Origin of the sequence: Cryomorpha ignava (assembly GCF_010686655.1) — a bacterium.
In the GTDB taxonomy this organism is placed as follows: domain Bacteria; phylum Bacteroidota; class Bacteroidia; order Flavobacteriales_D; family Cryomorphaceae; genus Cryomorpha; species Cryomorpha ignava.
The window spans coordinates 105,532-121,763 of the sequence record NZ_JAAGVY010000007.1; the positions used below are offsets into that span (position 1 = coordinate 105,532).

At 40.2% G+C, this 16,232-nt stretch carries 15 protein-coding genes and 1 pseudogene; 7 read left to right on the forward strand and 9 right to left on the reverse strand.

Features of this window, described 5'->3' with window-relative positions; all coding sequences use genetic code 11:
- The first annotated feature begins 64 nt into the window (after positions 1-64).
- Genes lptC through G3O08_RS05945 form a run of 4 tightly spaced genes read left to right on the forward strand, consistent with a single transcriptional unit; the run spans position 65 to position 4,210 of the window.
- Positions 65-565 carry an LPS export ABC transporter periplasmic protein LptC gene (gene lptC, locus G3O08_RS05930; protein ID WP_163283847.1) on the forward strand — a complete coding sequence of 167 codons (501 nt, stop codon included), beginning with the start codon at positions 65-67 and terminating at the stop codon, positions 563-565.
- Positions 537-773: a hypothetical protein gene (locus G3O08_RS05935; RefSeq protein ID WP_163283849.1), complete on the forward strand. Its 237-nt coding sequence runs from the start codon at positions 537-539 to the stop codon at positions 771-773. Before lptC ends, G3O08_RS05935 begins: the two co-directional genes overlap by 29 nt.
- A 28-nt stretch (positions 774-801) precedes the next feature.
- Positions 802-2,064: a hemolysin family protein gene (locus G3O08_RS05940; RefSeq protein WP_163283851.1), complete on the forward strand. Its 1,263-nt coding sequence runs from the start codon at positions 802-804 to the stop codon at positions 2,062-2,064.
- Between the two features lie 55 nt (positions 2,065-2,119).
- Positions 2,120-4,210 (forward strand): peptidylprolyl isomerase, encoded by a 2,091-nt coding sequence (locus G3O08_RS05945; RefSeq protein ID WP_163283853.1) that lies wholly within the window; start codon positions 2,120-2,122, stop codon positions 4,208-4,210.
- Positions 4,211-4,328: 118 nt separating this feature from the next.
- Here G3O08_RS05945 and G3O08_RS05950 read toward each other — a convergent pair whose 3' ends face one another.
- From G3O08_RS05950 to purH, 8 genes are all read right to left on the reverse strand, one after another.
- Positions 4,329-4,937, reverse strand: a complete 609-nt coding sequence (locus G3O08_RS05950; protein ID WP_163283683.1) for a hypothetical protein — start codon at positions 4,935-4,937, stop codon at positions 4,329-4,331.
- Positions 4,934-5,272 (reverse strand): PadR family transcriptional regulator, encoded by a 339-nt coding sequence (locus G3O08_RS05955; protein WP_163283855.1) that lies wholly within the window; start codon positions 5,270-5,272, stop codon positions 4,934-4,936. Before G3O08_RS05955 ends, G3O08_RS05950 begins: the two co-directional genes overlap by 4 nt.
- 164 nt (positions 5,273-5,436) lie before the next feature.
- Complete coding sequence (rodA, locus tag G3O08_RS05960) at positions 5,437-6,756, reverse strand: rod shape-determining protein RodA (protein ID WP_163283857.1); 1,320 nt, start codon at positions 6,754-6,756, stop codon at positions 5,437-5,439.
- Between the two features lies 1 nt (position 6,757).
- Positions 6,758-8,566 carry a penicillin-binding protein 2 gene (gene mrdA / locus G3O08_RS05965; RefSeq protein ID WP_163283859.1) on the reverse strand — a complete coding sequence of 603 codons (1,809 nt, stop codon included), beginning with the start codon at positions 8,564-8,566 and terminating at the stop codon, positions 6,758-6,760.
- Positions 8,563-9,090 (reverse strand): rod shape-determining protein MreD, encoded by a 528-nt coding sequence (gene mreD / locus G3O08_RS05970; protein ID WP_163283861.1) that lies wholly within the window; start codon positions 9,088-9,090, stop codon positions 8,563-8,565. The genes mrdA and mreD overlap by 4 nt, the downstream gene beginning before the upstream one ends.
- Entirely contained in the window at positions 9,080-9,916 is an 837-nt protein-coding gene (mreC, locus tag G3O08_RS05975; protein WP_163283863.1) for a rod shape-determining protein MreC, read from the reverse strand. Before mreC ends, mreD begins: the two co-directional genes overlap by 11 nt.
- A gap of 21 nt (positions 9,917-9,937) precedes the next feature.
- Positions 9,938-10,963, reverse strand: coding sequence for a rod shape-determining protein (locus tag G3O08_RS05980; protein WP_163283865.1), 1,026 nt, complete (start codon positions 10,961-10,963; stop codon positions 9,938-9,940).
- 21 nt (positions 10,964-10,984) lie between these two features.
- The gene (gene purH / locus G3O08_RS05985) at positions 10,985-12,508 is read right to left on the reverse strand and encodes a bifunctional phosphoribosylaminoimidazolecarboxamide formyltransferase/IMP cyclohydrolase (RefSeq protein ID WP_163283867.1); all 1,524 of its coding nucleotides are present in this window, start codon (positions 12,506-12,508) and stop codon (positions 10,985-10,987) included.
- 205 nt (positions 12,509-12,713) lie between these two features.
- On the opposite strand from purH, the gene G3O08_RS05990 reads away from it, so the two are divergent.
- A complete protein-coding gene (locus G3O08_RS05990; RefSeq protein WP_163283869.1) occupies positions 12,714-13,973 on the forward strand; it encodes an ABC transporter permease in 1,260 nt (419 codons plus the stop codon).
- A 30-nt stretch (positions 13,974-14,003) separates the two neighbouring features.
- Positions 14,004-14,366, forward strand: a complete 363-nt coding sequence (locus G3O08_RS05995; protein WP_204336791.1) for a hypothetical protein — start codon at positions 14,004-14,006, stop codon at positions 14,364-14,366.
- A 177-nt stretch (positions 14,367-14,543) separates the two neighbouring features.
- On the opposite strand, the pseudogene G3O08_RS06000 reads toward G3O08_RS05995, so the two are convergent.
- A pseudogene (locus tag G3O08_RS06000) lies at positions 14,544-14,933 on the reverse strand (ABC transporter ATP-binding protein); the annotation flags it as partial.
- Between the two features lie 230 nt (positions 14,934-15,163).
- Here G3O08_RS06000 and G3O08_RS06005 point away from each other — a divergent pair.
- Positions 15,164-16,177 (forward strand): T9SS type A sorting domain-containing protein, encoded by a 1,014-nt coding sequence (locus tag G3O08_RS06005; protein WP_163283874.1) that lies wholly within the window; start codon positions 15,164-15,166, stop codon positions 16,175-16,177.
- The last annotated feature ends 55 nt before the right edge of the window (positions 16,178-16,232 follow it).

Below are 16,232 nucleotides of genomic sequence, written 5' to 3' on the forward strand. Positions count from 1 at the left end.
AATAAAATTTATAACACCGGCTGTTCTCGCAGCCGGTGTTATGTTTTCTTGTACCTCCAATGAATTGGAAAAAGTACTTGAGTTTTCAGATTATGATTCGCCCCCTATACGCAGTACGCTAGATGCGTATTACACTTACACAGATTCCGGAAATGTCAAAAATACCTTGAGAGCCGGAAAGCTGGATCAATATCAAACGCCCGACTCTACGTACAGCAAGATTTCGAAAGGGTTTGAACTTACCTTTTACGATGCAAATGCAGAGTTTGATGGTCGGCTTACTGCAAAAAACGGGTATATTAGCGGCGATAATTCCATGATGATTGCGCGCGATTCAGTCGTATTTACAAACAAAGAAAAAGAAACACTTCACACCGAAGAATTATTCTGGTATCAGGATTCGGCTAAGGTTTATACCGATAAGTTTGTGACAATTGAGCGCGCCGATGCGGTAATTTATGGAAAGGGATTAACTTCGAACCAGAATTTTACCAATTACGTAATTAAGGACGTAACGGGTGTTATAAATATTGAAGATGAACCAGAAGAACAAAAAGAACAATAATATGCGTGGTGTAAGTCTGTTTATGGAAAAATTTTGGCTGGCTCTTGCTATTGCATCTTTTGTGGTGGTGGTTTATATTTTTATAAGTGATGGCGGCTTTACGCGCGAAAATGCGCAGTACATTGTTTTTCCGCTTCTTGCGGGTCTTATGTATGGTTTTAGAACCTATGTAAGGAAACGGATGGAAAAAAATCAAGATTCAGAATGATTTCATTCTATCTCTGTACATTTGATCGATGGATTTAATAGTTCTTATCGCCATATCATTATTCTTTTCCGCCTTTTTTTCAGGTATGGAAATAGCCTTCTTGACTTCCAATAAGTTAAAGATTGAATTGAATAATAAACAAGGAGCTTTCTCGGCTCGGTTGTTATCAGGATTTTTACAGCATCCTTCTCGCTTTATCGGAACCATGCTGGTAGGTAATAATATTGCCCTTGTACTATATGGTATTTTGATGGCGCGCATGCTCGAGCCGGTGTTTTATAATTGGGGACTTACAAGTGCTAGTGTATTGCTTCTTCAAACTATTGTATCTACGCTAATTATATTGTTTGCTGGTGAGTTTTTGCCCAAAACACTTTTTCGAATCAATTCTAATTTTATTCTCAACCTTTTTGCCGTTCCATTAAAGATTATTTACTTTATTTTATGGATACCGATGTACGTTATGGTTGGGTTGTCAGAGCTCATTTTGCGTCTCTTTTTTGGTGTTGATACAAGTAAGCAACAAGTTGTTTTTGGCCGACTTGATCTGAGCAATTATGTGCGTGAAATAACCCAAACAGCAGAAGGTACTGAAGAAGAACTTGAGCATGAAATACAGATTTTTCAGAATGCTCTAGATTTTTCTAAAGTCAAGGCGCGCGATTGTATGGTGCCGCGAACAGAGATTGCTGCGGTATCGGTTGATGATGATTTGAAAAAATTACGTGAGGTATTTATCGATACCGGATTTTCGAAGGCACTCGTGTATCGCGATAATATTGACCACATTATTGGTTATGTAAACTCTTCGGAGCTGTTTAATAATCCCGATTCTATTAAGCGAATGATTGTACCGGTTATCATTATTCCCGAAACGATATCGGCAAAAGAAGTGCTTGAACTTTTTATTAAACAGAATAAAAGTATTGCCGTGGTGGTAGATGAGTTTGGTGGCACAAGCGGAATACTTACAATTGAAGATATAATTGAAGAAATATTTGGCGATATAGAAGATGAACATGACCTGGAAGAATTTCTTGAAGAAAAAATTGACGACCATACATATCATTTCGCCGCAAGGCTCGAAATAGATTATATAAATGATAAGTACAAGCTTAATCTACCCGAAAGTGATGAATATGAGACACTTGCTGGATTTATTATTCATACTTATGCTGATATTCCCGAATTAAACACCGTAATAAAAGTGGATGATTTTAGTTTTAAAATCACCGCAGTGACTAATGTTCGAATAGAAACCGTTCTCTTACAGATAATAGAAGAGAAATAGTTCGTTTCGATCGTAGATATTTGTATATTCGCAACCTTCAAAAAAAGTACATTTAATGGCAGCTATTGGAAAAATTAGAGAACAATCAACACTATTATTGATTGTAATAGGCGGGGCTATGGTAGCCTTCGTTTTAGGTGATATTTTTTCTAACCGTGGTGGTTCCGGACAAGGAGACCAGTACGTAGGAGAAGTATTTGGCGAAGAAATTAATCTCGTAGAATACGAGAAGCGCGTTGAGGCCGAAAAGCAGAGTATGGCCAGTATTGGTCAGGGAGCTGCGAGCAGTCAGGATCAGCAAATTAGAAATCAGGTTTGGAATGACATGGTTCAGGAAAAGGTGATGTACACCGAGATGAACAAAATAGGCTTACGCCTGGGTCAGGATGAGTTTGACGACATTAGATTTGGTGAAAACGTACGCGAAGATTTTATGGGAAACCAGAATTTTCAAGATCCACAAACAGGTCAATTCGACCCGAAACTCGTACAGAATTATTTTTCTGTAATTCAAACCCAGTATCCACTTTTCTACGAGGCACAGGTTAATCGCATAGTTAACGAGCGGCTTTATGAAAAGTACAATGCACTGGTAAAAAATGGTGCGTTTGTAAATGTGCTCGAGGCAAAAGACGAATATTACCGTCAGGAGCAACAGGTAAATTTTAACTATGTGGGTCGCGAATATGCAAATATTGCTGACAGCACTGTAGCAATTAGCGACGATGAATTGCGCGCTTATTACAACGAGCACAAAGAAGAAGACCGCTTTGATCGCGATGCTTCAGCAAATATAAAGTTTGTTGCTTTTGATGTACAGCCTACAGAAGAGGATAAAGTAGCCATAAAGGAAGAGCTAAGTGGTTTGAAAAATGACTTCAGCAAAGCGAAAAGCGATTCTCTTTTTGTATTAAAATTCAGCAGTTCGAGAAATGCAAATCAGATTGACTTAAAAGGCGCCGACAATCCGGACCTTCAGGGAATGATTGACAATGCTGAGAACGGCGATGTAATAGGCCCTTTTCAAATGGGAGAGAAATTTGCAATTGCAAAGATCAAAAATAAAGGAACTGAAGAGCGTGCATCAGCGCGTCATATTTTGCTCTCAAATCAATCAGAGGCTGATATGAAAGTACTGATGGCTCGTGCCGACAGCATCAAAAAAGTGATTCAAAAGAATGACAATTTTGAAGAAATGGTTACAAAGTTTAGCGAAGATCCCGGTTCGATTCAAAACGGCGGTAAATACGAAGATTTTGATCGTAAAATGATGGTTGCAGAATTTACTGAAGCCGCATTTGATAAGCCTGTAGGATCAATCAATATTGTAGAAACTACTTATGGAGTGCATATCGTTGAGCCACTTGAGCATAATGATGTAAATGTTGTAAAAGCTCTTGTAGTAGATGAGCCTATCATTCCTTCTAACCGCACTTTTAATGAGGCCTATGACGAGGCTAATACTTTTTCTATTGATGCAAAAGATGCTGCCGGACTGGTTAAACTTGCTGAAGAGAAAGGCTTTAAAGTTGAGGAGGGTAATAAAGTTACGACACAGGCGCGTACTATTCCGGGTATTGCCGGTTCGGTAGAGGCCGTAAGATGGGCACATAATGTAGACAAGACCAATGTAGGTCAGGTAAGCCAACCATTCGAATTTGATAGAAAGATTGTGGTCGTGGGTCTCGATAAGAGAACGTCATCTGGCCTTGCTTCATTCGAAGATGCTAAGGAGGATATTAAGCCTGACGCAATTCGCGAGAAGAAAATAGAAATATTTAAAGCAGAGATGAAGGATAAATCGCTTGAAGATTTGAAAGCGGAATTTAATCTTGAAATTAAAAACGCGGTAAACGTTTCTGAAAAGAGACCTAGCCTGCCGGGTGGTGCTAATGAAGGATACATTGTTGGTTACGCGCTTTCTATGAAAGAAGGAGACTTAAGCCAGCCTTTAGAAGGAAACAGAGGTGTTTATGTTGTTAAGCTTAATAGCAAAACAGAAGTAGAGCCGAGAGAAGATTATACAACATACCGTGACGAACTTTTACAAAACAAGCAAAACGGTGTAAAAACCTATACTATAGGAGTTTATCGCGCGCTTAAAGATTTTGCGAAAGTTAAAGACGAACGTTCGCGGTCGTTTTAATTCCATAGCTAATTGAATTTTAAAAAAAATGGTCTGCATGAATTGCAGACCATTTTTTTGTGGGCTTTGTGGATGTGAAGATGGTTCAGAAAAGGAGCTTGATATACATGGGAGCCACCTATGACATCGAATTCTTATACATAGTAAAGAATAAGAAAGGTAAGAATCCAAAGGCGAAAAGAAAAGTTCCCAATACTAGAAGTATATTTGCTCCCTGCAAATGAAAGAACTTAAACAAGATTGAAATTCCTATAATCGCTACAGAGGAAAAACCCAATATAAATTTCATTTTCTCAGTCAATGTTCGAGAAATTGCTACTTTATAGCGATCCAAAGCTAGGAGTGGCATGAACACCAAAAACAACAGAACAAGGCCTGTAATAGATAGCACATTGGCCAAAGGATAATGAAGTAGTTTAAAGGTAATGCCAATAGTTAAAATTAATGCACCGATAAATCCGATGCTGTACATGAGCTTTTTCATAATAATGATACGGTTTGAGTTAAGTAAAAAAAGAGTACGATTTTCTAATTGCTTTAAGCCATGCGGCGCGAGGTCATTTATGGCTTCATTTAAAAGTTGATCAAAGGACTTTCCTCTTCCGTGTTGGGTTTCTATTACGCAACATAGATGATCAACAATATCGTTTTGTAAAGACTCCATGCCAACGCCTGCAGTCTTTACTGTGTTATAGACATATTCTTCCTGTTCAACAGTGAGTTTCATGCAAACTTTGTTTCGTTAAATACCAGTACATTCAGCGTAGCCATAAAGTCCTTTAGCTCCTTCAGGTATGTTATTTTTTCTTCATTTCCTTTGGGAGTAAGGGTATAATACTTTCGCACCCGTTTGCCAATGTACTCTTCTTCAAAAGTGACTAGCCCGTCTTTGGTCATTTTCTGCAAAGCGGGATACAATGAGCCGTCTTTCAGCAATACCTTGTCATCAGACAGCTCCTTCACAATTTGAGAAATTTCATATCCATACATTCTCTTATTTTCCGATAGTAGATTAAGAATAATGGCTGATAAGGTACCTTTTAATAGTTCTTTTGAATACATAGGACAAATATATATAGAATAGTAATACATCACAAATCTATGTATTATATTTTTCAGAATATTTAACTTTGAAATGAATAAATCATTGAAAAACAAACTGTTAAATAAAATTGTTAATTCGATAATAAAATTTGATATGGGAATCGATTGATTGAATTTGTATTCTATCGCAAAACAACCAATCGCTCAGTATCCAGCTTAAGCAAGAAAAAGAGTAAAATGGTAAAGCCCCAAAGCGATGACCCTCCGTAGCTGAAAAAGGGAAGCGGAATGCCGATAACGGGAGCCAAACCTATGGCCATACCTACATTTATAAGCAGGTGCATGAAGAATATACAAGCTACTGAATAACCGTAAATCCGGGTAAAATTAGATCGTTGCCTTTCAGCGATAAAAATTAGCCGCAGCATGAGCGTTACAAAAACAGCTATTACAAATGTGCTTCCCAAAAAACCCCACTCTTCGCCAATAGTGCAAAAGATAAAATCTGTGCTCTGCATGGGCACATACTTAAATTTGGTGAGCGTACCATCTAAATATCCTTTTCCTGAAAAACCGCCCGAACCGATAGCCGTTTTAGATTGCTTTACATTGTATCCCGCACCTTGCGGATCTTCGGCGAGACCAAGCAAAATGTTGATTCTGATTTTTTGGTGCGGCTCTAAAACATTTTCGAAAACCTGATCTAAGGTTCCTATAAAGAGCAGGCTGCCGGCCACTGTTCCTATTAAGAGTAAATAGTTTCTTCGGCGAAAGCGTGGAAGTACAAAGCGCCTGATGCCAAAGAAAATCAGCACGGCAGCAATCACCAGGAATATCATTAGAAAATAATGACCCGGTAGTTCAAGCCCAAAATACGATAGGGTAGTGGCTTTGAGCACGAGAGAGAGCACAGCCAGCACAATCGCTAAAAGCCCTAGTAGCAAAATATTTCCCGAAAGGCCTTCACGATACATTACAAAAATATAGGCCGTAAATACAAGGACAGTTCCTGTATCTGGCTGAAGCATAATAAGAAGAGTAGGGAGTATGAGAATTGCTACCGCTGTAAGCTTGGTCTTAAAATCGACGATTTTAATATTGACCTGGCTGAGGTAATAGGCCAGCATAAGGCTTATACCGAGCTTTGAAAACTCACTTGGTTGAATACCAAAGCTTCCAAAACCAAACCACGCCTTTGCTCCATTTACTTCTTTCCCAAAAATGAGTACCAGAACCAGCAATAAGGTTGTTATCCCATAAATAACAGGTGATGCCCGCCTGATAAACTCTCCGTCAAAAAGCATAATTAAGAAAGCGAGCACACAGGCTGTGATTATCCAGATAAACTGTTTTCCATATTCTTGCGAGGCATCAAACATAGACTGATGGTCTGCATTATAGCTGGCAGAATAAATATTAAACCAGCCCATAAGCATTAAGCCCACGTAAAGCAATACGGTGAACCAATCCAAATTTCTAAGTACGTTTCCTTTTCTGTGCATATTAATGATTATGGAGCAGGTCTGCCTCGAGCATTCTTGTTTCTATTCTCGGGCGAGTTATCGTATCGGTAAGATATTGTTCAATCATTAGGCTCGTAATTGGCGCAGCCCATGTAGATCCAAAACCTACGTTTTCTACATATACGGCTATAGCAATTTTAGGGTCATCTTTTGGCGCGAAAGCTATAAATATCGAATGGTCTTTTCCATGCGGATTCTGTGCAGTTCCCGTCTTTCCGCATACTTCTATATCTTTACTAAAACGCACCCCCCTTCCGGTTCCAGATTCTATTACGCGGTACATTCCTTCTATTACCATTTCAAAATTTTCTTTCGAAATTCCGGTTACGTGTTTCTGGGTGTAAATACTGTCGGTAATTGCTTCGCCATCTATTTCTTTGATTACGTGCGGAGTATAATACCAGCCACGATTTGCAATAGCCGCCGTAAAATTGGCCACTTGCAATGGAGTAATCCCGAGTTCTCCCTGCCCAATTGCGAGAGAAATAACGGTATGAGCATTCCATCTGTTTCTTCCGTAAAACTTGTCGTAATAGGTAGAGGCGGGAACAAATCCACTTACCTCGCTCGTCATATCTACCATAAGTCTCGATCCGAGGCCAAACTTGGCTAAGTGTTCTCGCCATATCGTATAGCCTTCTTCGCTGGTGGGATACTTGTCGAGTATTCGCTTGAATACGTTGCAGTAATAAGCATTGCAACTTGTCTGAATAGAAAAGAGTAAGCTTACGGGCGATGCATGGGCATGGCATCCCAACCTTCTACCCGCATAATAATAGCCACCGTGGCACGAGAAAGATGTGTTTTCGTCAATTACTTTTTCGTCGAGTCCTATTAAACCTTGTAAAAGTTTGAAAGTGGAGCCTGGCGGATACCGCGCCATCAATGCCCGGTTGAATAAGGGTTTTAAGGTATCTTCGCTCAATGCCTTATAGTTTTTTCCGCGTACGCGACCCACCAAAAGGTTTGGGTCATAATTTGGATTGGTAATCAAACAAAGAATTTCTCCCGTGGCGGGCTCAATTGCCACAATACTTCCGCGTTTGTTTTTCATCAGCTTTTCGCCATAAGCCTGCAGCTGAAGATCAAGGCTAGATGTTAAATTTTTTCCCACTGTAGCTAACGTATCATATTGTCCGTCGGCAAAGCTTCCCTGCTCATTGTTGTGTACATCTACCAGCACCAATCTCTTTCCGCGTTTGCCGCGAAGAGGTTCTTCGTAAATACTTTCTATTCCATTGGCACCAATGTAATCTCCGCGTTGGTAGTAATTGTTTTTCTCAATTATCGAAGGCGTTACTTCGCTTACGTAACCCATGGTGTGAGCGGCTATAGGTTCGGGATAATAGCGAAGTGTACGCGGCTGCCCGTAAAAGCCAGGAAACCGATATAGATTTTCAGCAATATCAACATATAGCGCAGCAGGTATTTGCTTGGCAAATGCGGTGGGCTTATATCTGCTGTATTTTCGGGCAGCGTTGATTTTGGCATTAAATTCTGCGGTGTCTATTTCCAGAAGCGCACAGAAAGCTAGCGTATCAATATTTTTCATATCGCGCGGTATCACCATCAGGTCATACACTGCCGTATTTGACACGAGCAGCTCGCCATTTCTATCGTAAATAAGACCCCTTGCGGGATATTCTGTTATAACCCGCTCTGAAGCACTTGCCGCCATAACTTTCCATTCCTCATCTACTACCTGAAGAAAAAATAGGCGCAGGGAAAAGATGAGGCCTATGGTGATAAAGATTATGACAATTACAAATTTTCTGTCACTCAGATTCATATCTGTCTTGATGACCTTTTGGTCACTATAAAGTATTGACTAATAATGGTTAAGAGCAAGGTGAAGATTGTGCTCAATACGACGCGCAAAAAGGTATTAAAAAACCCTTTGAACGAATATACCTCAACGAAAAATAACCATAAATGGTGTATGAGAATTAAAACTGCGGCATATTTTATAAACCAGGTTAGTCCAAAATCTTGAATTCCCGGTCTCTGGCCGTATTCATATCCGTCGCGCGGTGCAATTCCTTTTAGGTATAGCGGGCGAATGTATGCAATCAGAACACAAGCTGATGCGTGAATACCCAGCGTATTTGTAAACATATCTATAGTGAGGCCAAGCACCAAACCGATAAGAAGCTCAAGCCAGCGTGGCGTTTCCAGAGGCAGCATAAGCAAAAACAGAATATATAAATAAGGGATTGCCATTCCCTGCCAAAGGTTTACCTCGTTTAGAATTAATCCTTGAAGCAAAACAAGAAATACAAATCGACCGATATTTTTTAGAATCTCACTGGCCATCTTCTTCTGTTGTTGCTTCTATTTCGAGTTGCTCTTCTTTGAGCAGGTTTTCAACGACATATACATAGCGAATCTTGCTAAAGTCATTGAAAAGTTCAATGCGTATTTTGTGAAAATTAGTTCCCTCCTTGGCTTCTACATCGCTAACGATCCCCACGCTTATACCGCGCGGATATATGGCTGAAGAGCCTCTTGTAATAATAGTATCGCCTATATGGACGTCGGCATGTCGAGGTACATCATTCAGGTATGCATAGCGAAAATCTCTACCATCCCAGCGAAGTAATCCGAAATTTCCGGTACGCTGAAGCTCCGCACTTGCAGTAAACTTTAGGTTTATGATGGGCAAAACGGTGCTAAAATGCTCTGACACATCCTTTACCACACCAACGAGGCCTCGTTTATTCACCACACCCATTTCCGGTTTTAAACCTTCTACCCTGCCCTTGTTAATGGTAAGGTAATTGAGTTGCTTATTGATAGAACTGTTAACTACCTGTGCAGATTTTGATCGGTATTTTCGCTCGCGCAATGTATCGTTGATCATTACAAAATGATCATTTACGTTAACAAAATTACTCTTGAGTCTATTGCGTAGTTCTTCGTTTTCAGCAGAGAGTTCGTCGTTTTCTCGCTGCAATTCAATATATTCAGTAACATTTCCTTTCCATTTATAAATCGTTCCAATCAATCTGTTTGACGAATTTACAAAGCTGGCCTCATGGAATGAGTTATTTTTATAAATCATCCAAAAGCACAAGACCTGAAGCCCAAGAAAAAACAGGAAAATGTGGTATTTAACCAGGAATTGGATAAAATTCCGCATTGGGCTTTAATGATTAAAAGGTTAGTCGCGCATAAGAAATTGGAAGCGATCAATATTTTTAAGGGCTATTCCCGTACCTCTCGCAACAGCCCTAAGGGGGTCTTCAGCAATATGTACAGGTAATTTAGTTTTCAATGAAATCCTTTTGTCCAAACCGCGCAGCATAGACCCTCCGCCGGCAAGGTATATTCCTGTGCGGTAAATATCTGCCGATAGCTCGGGTGGTGTTTGTTCCAATGCGCTCAAAATTGCTTCTTCTATTTTTGAAATGGACTTGTCAAGAGCGTGCGCTATTTCGGTATATGAAACATGGATTTCTTTTGGAATACCAGTCATAAGGTCTCTACCGCGTACGGCAAAATCTTCCGGTGGATCTTCCAAATCGGTTATTGCAGCACCCACCTCGATTTTAATCTGCTCGGCTGTGCGTTCTCCAACCAAAATATTGTGCTGGCGACGCATATATTCTTCAATATCGCTTGTAAACTCATCACCGGCGACGCGTATATTTTTATCGCAAACTATACCGCCAAGGGCAATTACAGCTATCTCGCTAGTACCACCACCTATGTCAATAATCATATTTCCCATAGGCTCTTCCACATCTATGCCAATACCAATTGCGGCAGCCATAGGTTCGTGAATAAGGTACACGTCTTTTGCACCAGCGTGCTCTGCCGAGTCGCGAACGGCTCGTTTTTCTACTTCAGTGATACCAGATGGAATACAAATGACCATCCGCAAAGAAGGGGTGAAGAAAGATTTTCCGGGTTTAATCATTTTGATCATTCCGCGTATCATGGCTTCAGCAGCCTGAAAGTCGGCAATGACACCATCTTTCAATGGCCTCACTGTCTTGATGTTTTCGTGGGTTTTGCCGTGCATTTGTTGCGCCATACGGCCAATGGCAATAATTTTACCAGTGGTTCTGTCTATGGCTACAATAGAAGGTTCGTCAACTACAACCTTGTCGTTGTAAATTATTAAGGTATTCGCCGTTCCAAGGTCAATGGCGATTTCCTGGGTAAAAAAGTTAAAGAGGCCCATGTGTGAATTTCGTTGCTAAAATTAGTGCTTAAAATGTCTTGTACCAGTAAATACCATTGCAATTCCATTTTCGTTACAATAATCAATAGAAAGTTTATCTTTTATTGATCCACCGGGTTGAATTACCGCATTTACTCCTTCTTTACCGGCTATTTCTACACAATCGGGGAAGGGAAAAAACGCATCTGATGCCATAACGGAATCTTTCAGGTCAAAGCCAAAATGTTTTGCTTTGATAATGGCTTGCATAAGCGCGTCTACACGCGATGTTTGACCGGTTCCGCTAGCGAGTAACTGGTTGTTTTTGGCAAGCACAATTGTATTCGATTTAGTGTGTTTGCAGATTTTGGAAGCAAATTCCAAATCAAGCAATTGCGCATCGGTCGGCTTTTTGTTCGTTACAAATTCAAAACCAGCTTTCTGATCTGTCTCACCATCTTTTTCTTGCCAAAGTACGCCGTTCAATGCTGTACGCAAGGTGATGGAAGGAAACTCACTTTCTATTTGAACCAGGATAATTCGATTCTTTTTTGATTTTAGTAGCTCCAGAGCTTCCTCATCATATCCCGGGGCAATGACCACTTCGCAAAAAAGCTTGTTGATTGCTGAGGCTGTTTCGGCATCAATTTTCCTATTGGAAATAAGTACTCCTCCAAAAGCAGATGTAGGATCGCCGGCTAAGGCATCTCTATAAGCATCTGCAAGTTTTTTTCGAGTTGCAACGCCGCAGGCATTGTTGTGCTTCATTACTACAAAAGTGGGGTCACTTTCGTGAAATTCGCCCATAAGCTGCACAGCTGCATCTACATCAAGCAAGTTATTGTAAGACAACTCTTTGCCGTGAAGTTGATCAAAAACTTCTTCCAAGTCACCATAAAAACGGCCTTGTTGATGCGGGTTTTCACCGTATCGAAGCGACGTGAACTCTGACTCACTCACTTTAAGGGAAGCAGATTCTTCACCTTCCATAAAGTAGCCGTAAATCGCTGCATCGTAATGCGAACTAATATCGAAAGCCTCGGCGGCCATCTGCTTTCGGTCTGAAAGGCTCGTGGATCCGTCATTTCCATCCAGCAAATCAAGTAAAATGTCATAATATTCCATTCCGGGAATAATCATTACATCTTTAAAATTTTTGGCGGCAGCCCTGATTAAAGAAATACCACCAATATCAATTTTCTCAATGATTTCCTGTTCGGAAGCTCCCGAAGCAAGGGTTTCTTCAAAAGGATAAAGATCTACAATCACTAAATCTATTTGCGGAATAGCGTACTCTTCTAATTGAGCAATATCGCTATCCTCTTCCCGGCGACCGAGAATGCCACCAAAGATTTTTGGATGGAGGGTTTTAACCCGTCCACCCAATATGCTGGGGTAATCTGTTAAGTCTTCAACGGCATTTACCGGAATATTCAATCCTCTGATAAAGTCTTCGGTTCCGCCGGTGGAGTATAGTACCACACCGAGATCATGTAATTTTTTTATAATGGGTTCAAGGTTGTCCTTGTGGTAAACAGAGATTAATGCAGATTTTATTGGTGTCAAGTTGCTTTTTGTTAAGGGAATATCGCATACAATGTTAACAAGAATAATTGGTTCAAAGGTGCAATTTACTTGGCTATTCCGAAAGTTGTTGATAATTTTAACATACTGTTAATAACGGCGGTTTTTGTATTATTACACGAACGGTAGCTAAGGGTTCGATGAATGGACTTAATTTTGGGATAAGCCTCCGAAGAAGATCAATAAAATGAAGAAATTTTTAATCTATATTAGATTGCTGCGCGAAGGTGCAACCTTTGCCATTAGCGCACTTGTGGTCAATCGCCTGCGCACTTCGCTCTCACTTTTGGGAATTACAATAGGTATTTTTTTAATAATTTCGGTTTTCACCCTAGTTTCGAGTCTTGAAAAAAGTATCCGTAGCTCTTTTGAGACCCTTGGAGATGACTCTATTTTTATTGAAAAAATGCCTTGGGGGCCCGAAAAGGATGGGGAGTACGCCTGGTGGGAATATATGCAGCGGCCTAATGTGACTTTTAGGGAAGCACGCCAGCTCAAGGAGCGCATGAATTCGGCAAAAGCTGTTACTTTTCTAGCTTCTACATCCAGAAATCTGGAGCGGAATAAAAATAGTTCAGAAAACACCGTGATCGTCGCAGCAACTGTGGGTTTCGAAAATTTTATTTCGGTCGAAGTTGAGACCGGGCGTCTGTTTACCCCTATGGAGCTGGAGTCAACGCGGCGGGTTTGCATTTTGGGAAGTGATGTATCGAGCCGCCTTTTTGGCGAAAGCGAAGCACTGGGGCAATCGGTCAAAATTTCCGGTTTTAGCGCAACTGTTATTGGTGTGCTTCAAAAAGCAGGGTCGGGCGTAATAGGCGGAGGTACAGATGAATGGTGTATTGTACCGGTTGAGTTTGGCAGAATGATTATGCAGCTTGATAAGGTAAAAACTCAAATTGCACTCAAGCCAAAAGATTTGGTGAGTTTTGAGGCTCTTGAGAATGAAGTTATGCAAAATATGCGCAGCATCAGAATGTTACGCCCTACAGAAGAGCGAAACTTTGCGATCAATAAATCGAGTATGCTCAGCAATGGCCTCGACGAGCTTTTTGCGATTCTCAATATCGCCGGATTAATCATAGGCGGATTTTCTATCCTGGTAGGTGGATTTAGTATTGCCAACATCATGTTTGTATCGGTTAGAGAGCGAACAAATATTATAGGTATTCAAAAAGCTTTGGGAGCAAAGCAATGTTTTATTCTGTTTCAGTTTTTATTTGAATCTGTTGCGCTTTGTGTCTTGGGAGGCGTAATTGGTATGCTACTAATTTTTCTCGGCTCCATTCTCGCTACGGCCATCACTGGTTTTGAGGTAGTGTTAACTTTAAATAATATCTTAATCGGACTTGCTTTTTCTGTAGGAATAGGGCTTGTATCGGGAGTAGTACCCGCTTATATGGCCGCACGCCTTGAGCCTGTGGAAGCTATGCGGTCGTCGGGGTAGCTATCTATCGTTCTACTTGAGTGGTTTTTGATGCTATTGGGTCGATTTAGTTCCGGTGGCGAATACTTCGTTATTGGCGATTATGAATATGTTTTTTTTACCGATCACGGCGATATATCTGTTCTCAATCATGTACTCACCTATATTCGTGAAAACGAGCACGCCCGAAAACTCAAAATAGTATGGATTATTGAAAACGCTGAAAACTTATCTGCCAAAGCTTTGCGCGATATTGATGATTTAGACCGTGCCTATCCCGACATTAAAATTGAAGTAGTTGAAGAAAAAGGCACATTTGGCCCATCAAAAATTAAAGAACTGTCAAATAGGTGGAAATTCCGATCAATTTTATGTTTATCGGTTCTCCAGGCGATAAGTTTCCGCATCGTGTAGAAGATTTGGGTGGGGTGAGGTTGATTATTTGATGTTGAGTGTGAAGTATTGCGTATAAAGTTGTGAGTACTGAGTATAATGGATAGATGATAAATTATGAGCAATTTTTATAAATATGCGCTAACTTATATCCGAAAATGCTAATTTGCCTATTGCCTATTGCCTATTGCCTATTGCCTATTGAGAAATAATTCTTCCGTCTTCCATTGTGATTATTCGGTCGGTTTTGGCTGCAAAATCATGGTCGTGAGTTACAACGAGCAAAGATAGATTTCTGGAATGGCTCAATTCTTTAAAAATATTAAAAACGTTGTCAGAGTTCTTGCTGTCAAGGTTGCCGGTAGGCTCATCGCCCATAATTATAAGCGGATCGTTAATCAAAGCCCGCGCAATAGCCACTCTTTGCTTTTGTCCGCCTGATATCATTGAAGCTTTTTTGTTCGCTTGATTTTCTATTCCTAAAAGTTCCAGCTTATCCATGGCCAACTTACGAATTTCGGCTGGAGATTTTATCCCCAGTTTTCGGGCTGGCAGCATTACATTGTCAAGCACCGAAAACTCAGTTAATGGGTTAACCAACGAAAAGAGCGCAGTTTTAGGATTACAAAACAATGTATGCATCGGTGTTTGATAAAATATTTTTCTACCAGTGAAATGAAACTTGGATGATGCCTTTTTTTGAAAATGCGAATTGAGGGAAAAAATGAATTCTTCAGCTATTTAAAACACTTATATTCTTAGAAATTTAGAATTCTTTAAAATTTGTTAACTTTGGAATTCACCTAAAAAAACAAAATATGATGAGAAATTTACTTTACACATTCGGCTTTGTTGCATGTTCATTGATATCAAGCGCCCAAACAATCAATATCGGAGATATGACCCCGCAAATAGGTCATGTTTATACCCAGGAAAACAGTGATTATGTTTCTCCTGGAACAAGTGGTGCGAACCAAACTTGGGATCTTTCAGGAATGACTACTAATCAGACGTTTACTACAACAATCTCTAGCCCCGTAGGACTTCCCGGCGCGGAGGATTTTCCAAGTGCCACTTTTGCATCAGTAATACAAGGGCAAGAGTCCATTGGTTATTCAGCTGTTATAAATAACAGAATTGAAATAGTTGGATTGTACACTCCCACTGCCTCTATGACTTATCCCAATCCTCAAACACAGTTACAATTTCCCCTATCATTTCAATCCACCTATTCTGACACTTACGAGCGTAATGTTGATTTTGGCGGTGGTATTGGCAATCAGGAAATAGGCGAGGCTTCTACTATAGTAGATGGGTATGGCACATTGATTACACCTACCGGAACATATACTGATGTACTGCGATTGAAACAAGATGTCGAGGCCGACCTTAACACGACTTCGAATGGTCAAGTTATCTCTACAATTCCATTTACCTCAGTAACATATGTCTTCATTAAGGTTGGATTTATTGTTCCTTTAGCGAGTATTGTTACTAGTGAATTTTCCGGACAAACTACAGAGTTTGCTACCTATTACATTAGCTCAACGGTTGGTCTGGATAAAGTGAGTCCCGTAAATAATATAACTATTTTCCCTGTGCCAATCGTGAATGATTTTACCGTAAACCTCAATCTTGAAGGTGCTGATAACGTTACTTTCGAACTATTTTCTATAGATGGAAGAATGGTTGCCCAGCTCGGTAAAGAATTTCTTCCCAAGGGAGAAAATACCCGATCATTTACTTTACCTCAAAGTACAGCAAGTGGCGTTTATTTATTGCAAATAAAAACTCCAGATTCTGCATTGATGAAGAAAATTCTGGTTCAGTAACCAGCTTTAAACGCTGATGAAAGAGCCGTCATTAAATGATGGCTCTTTTTTTTAC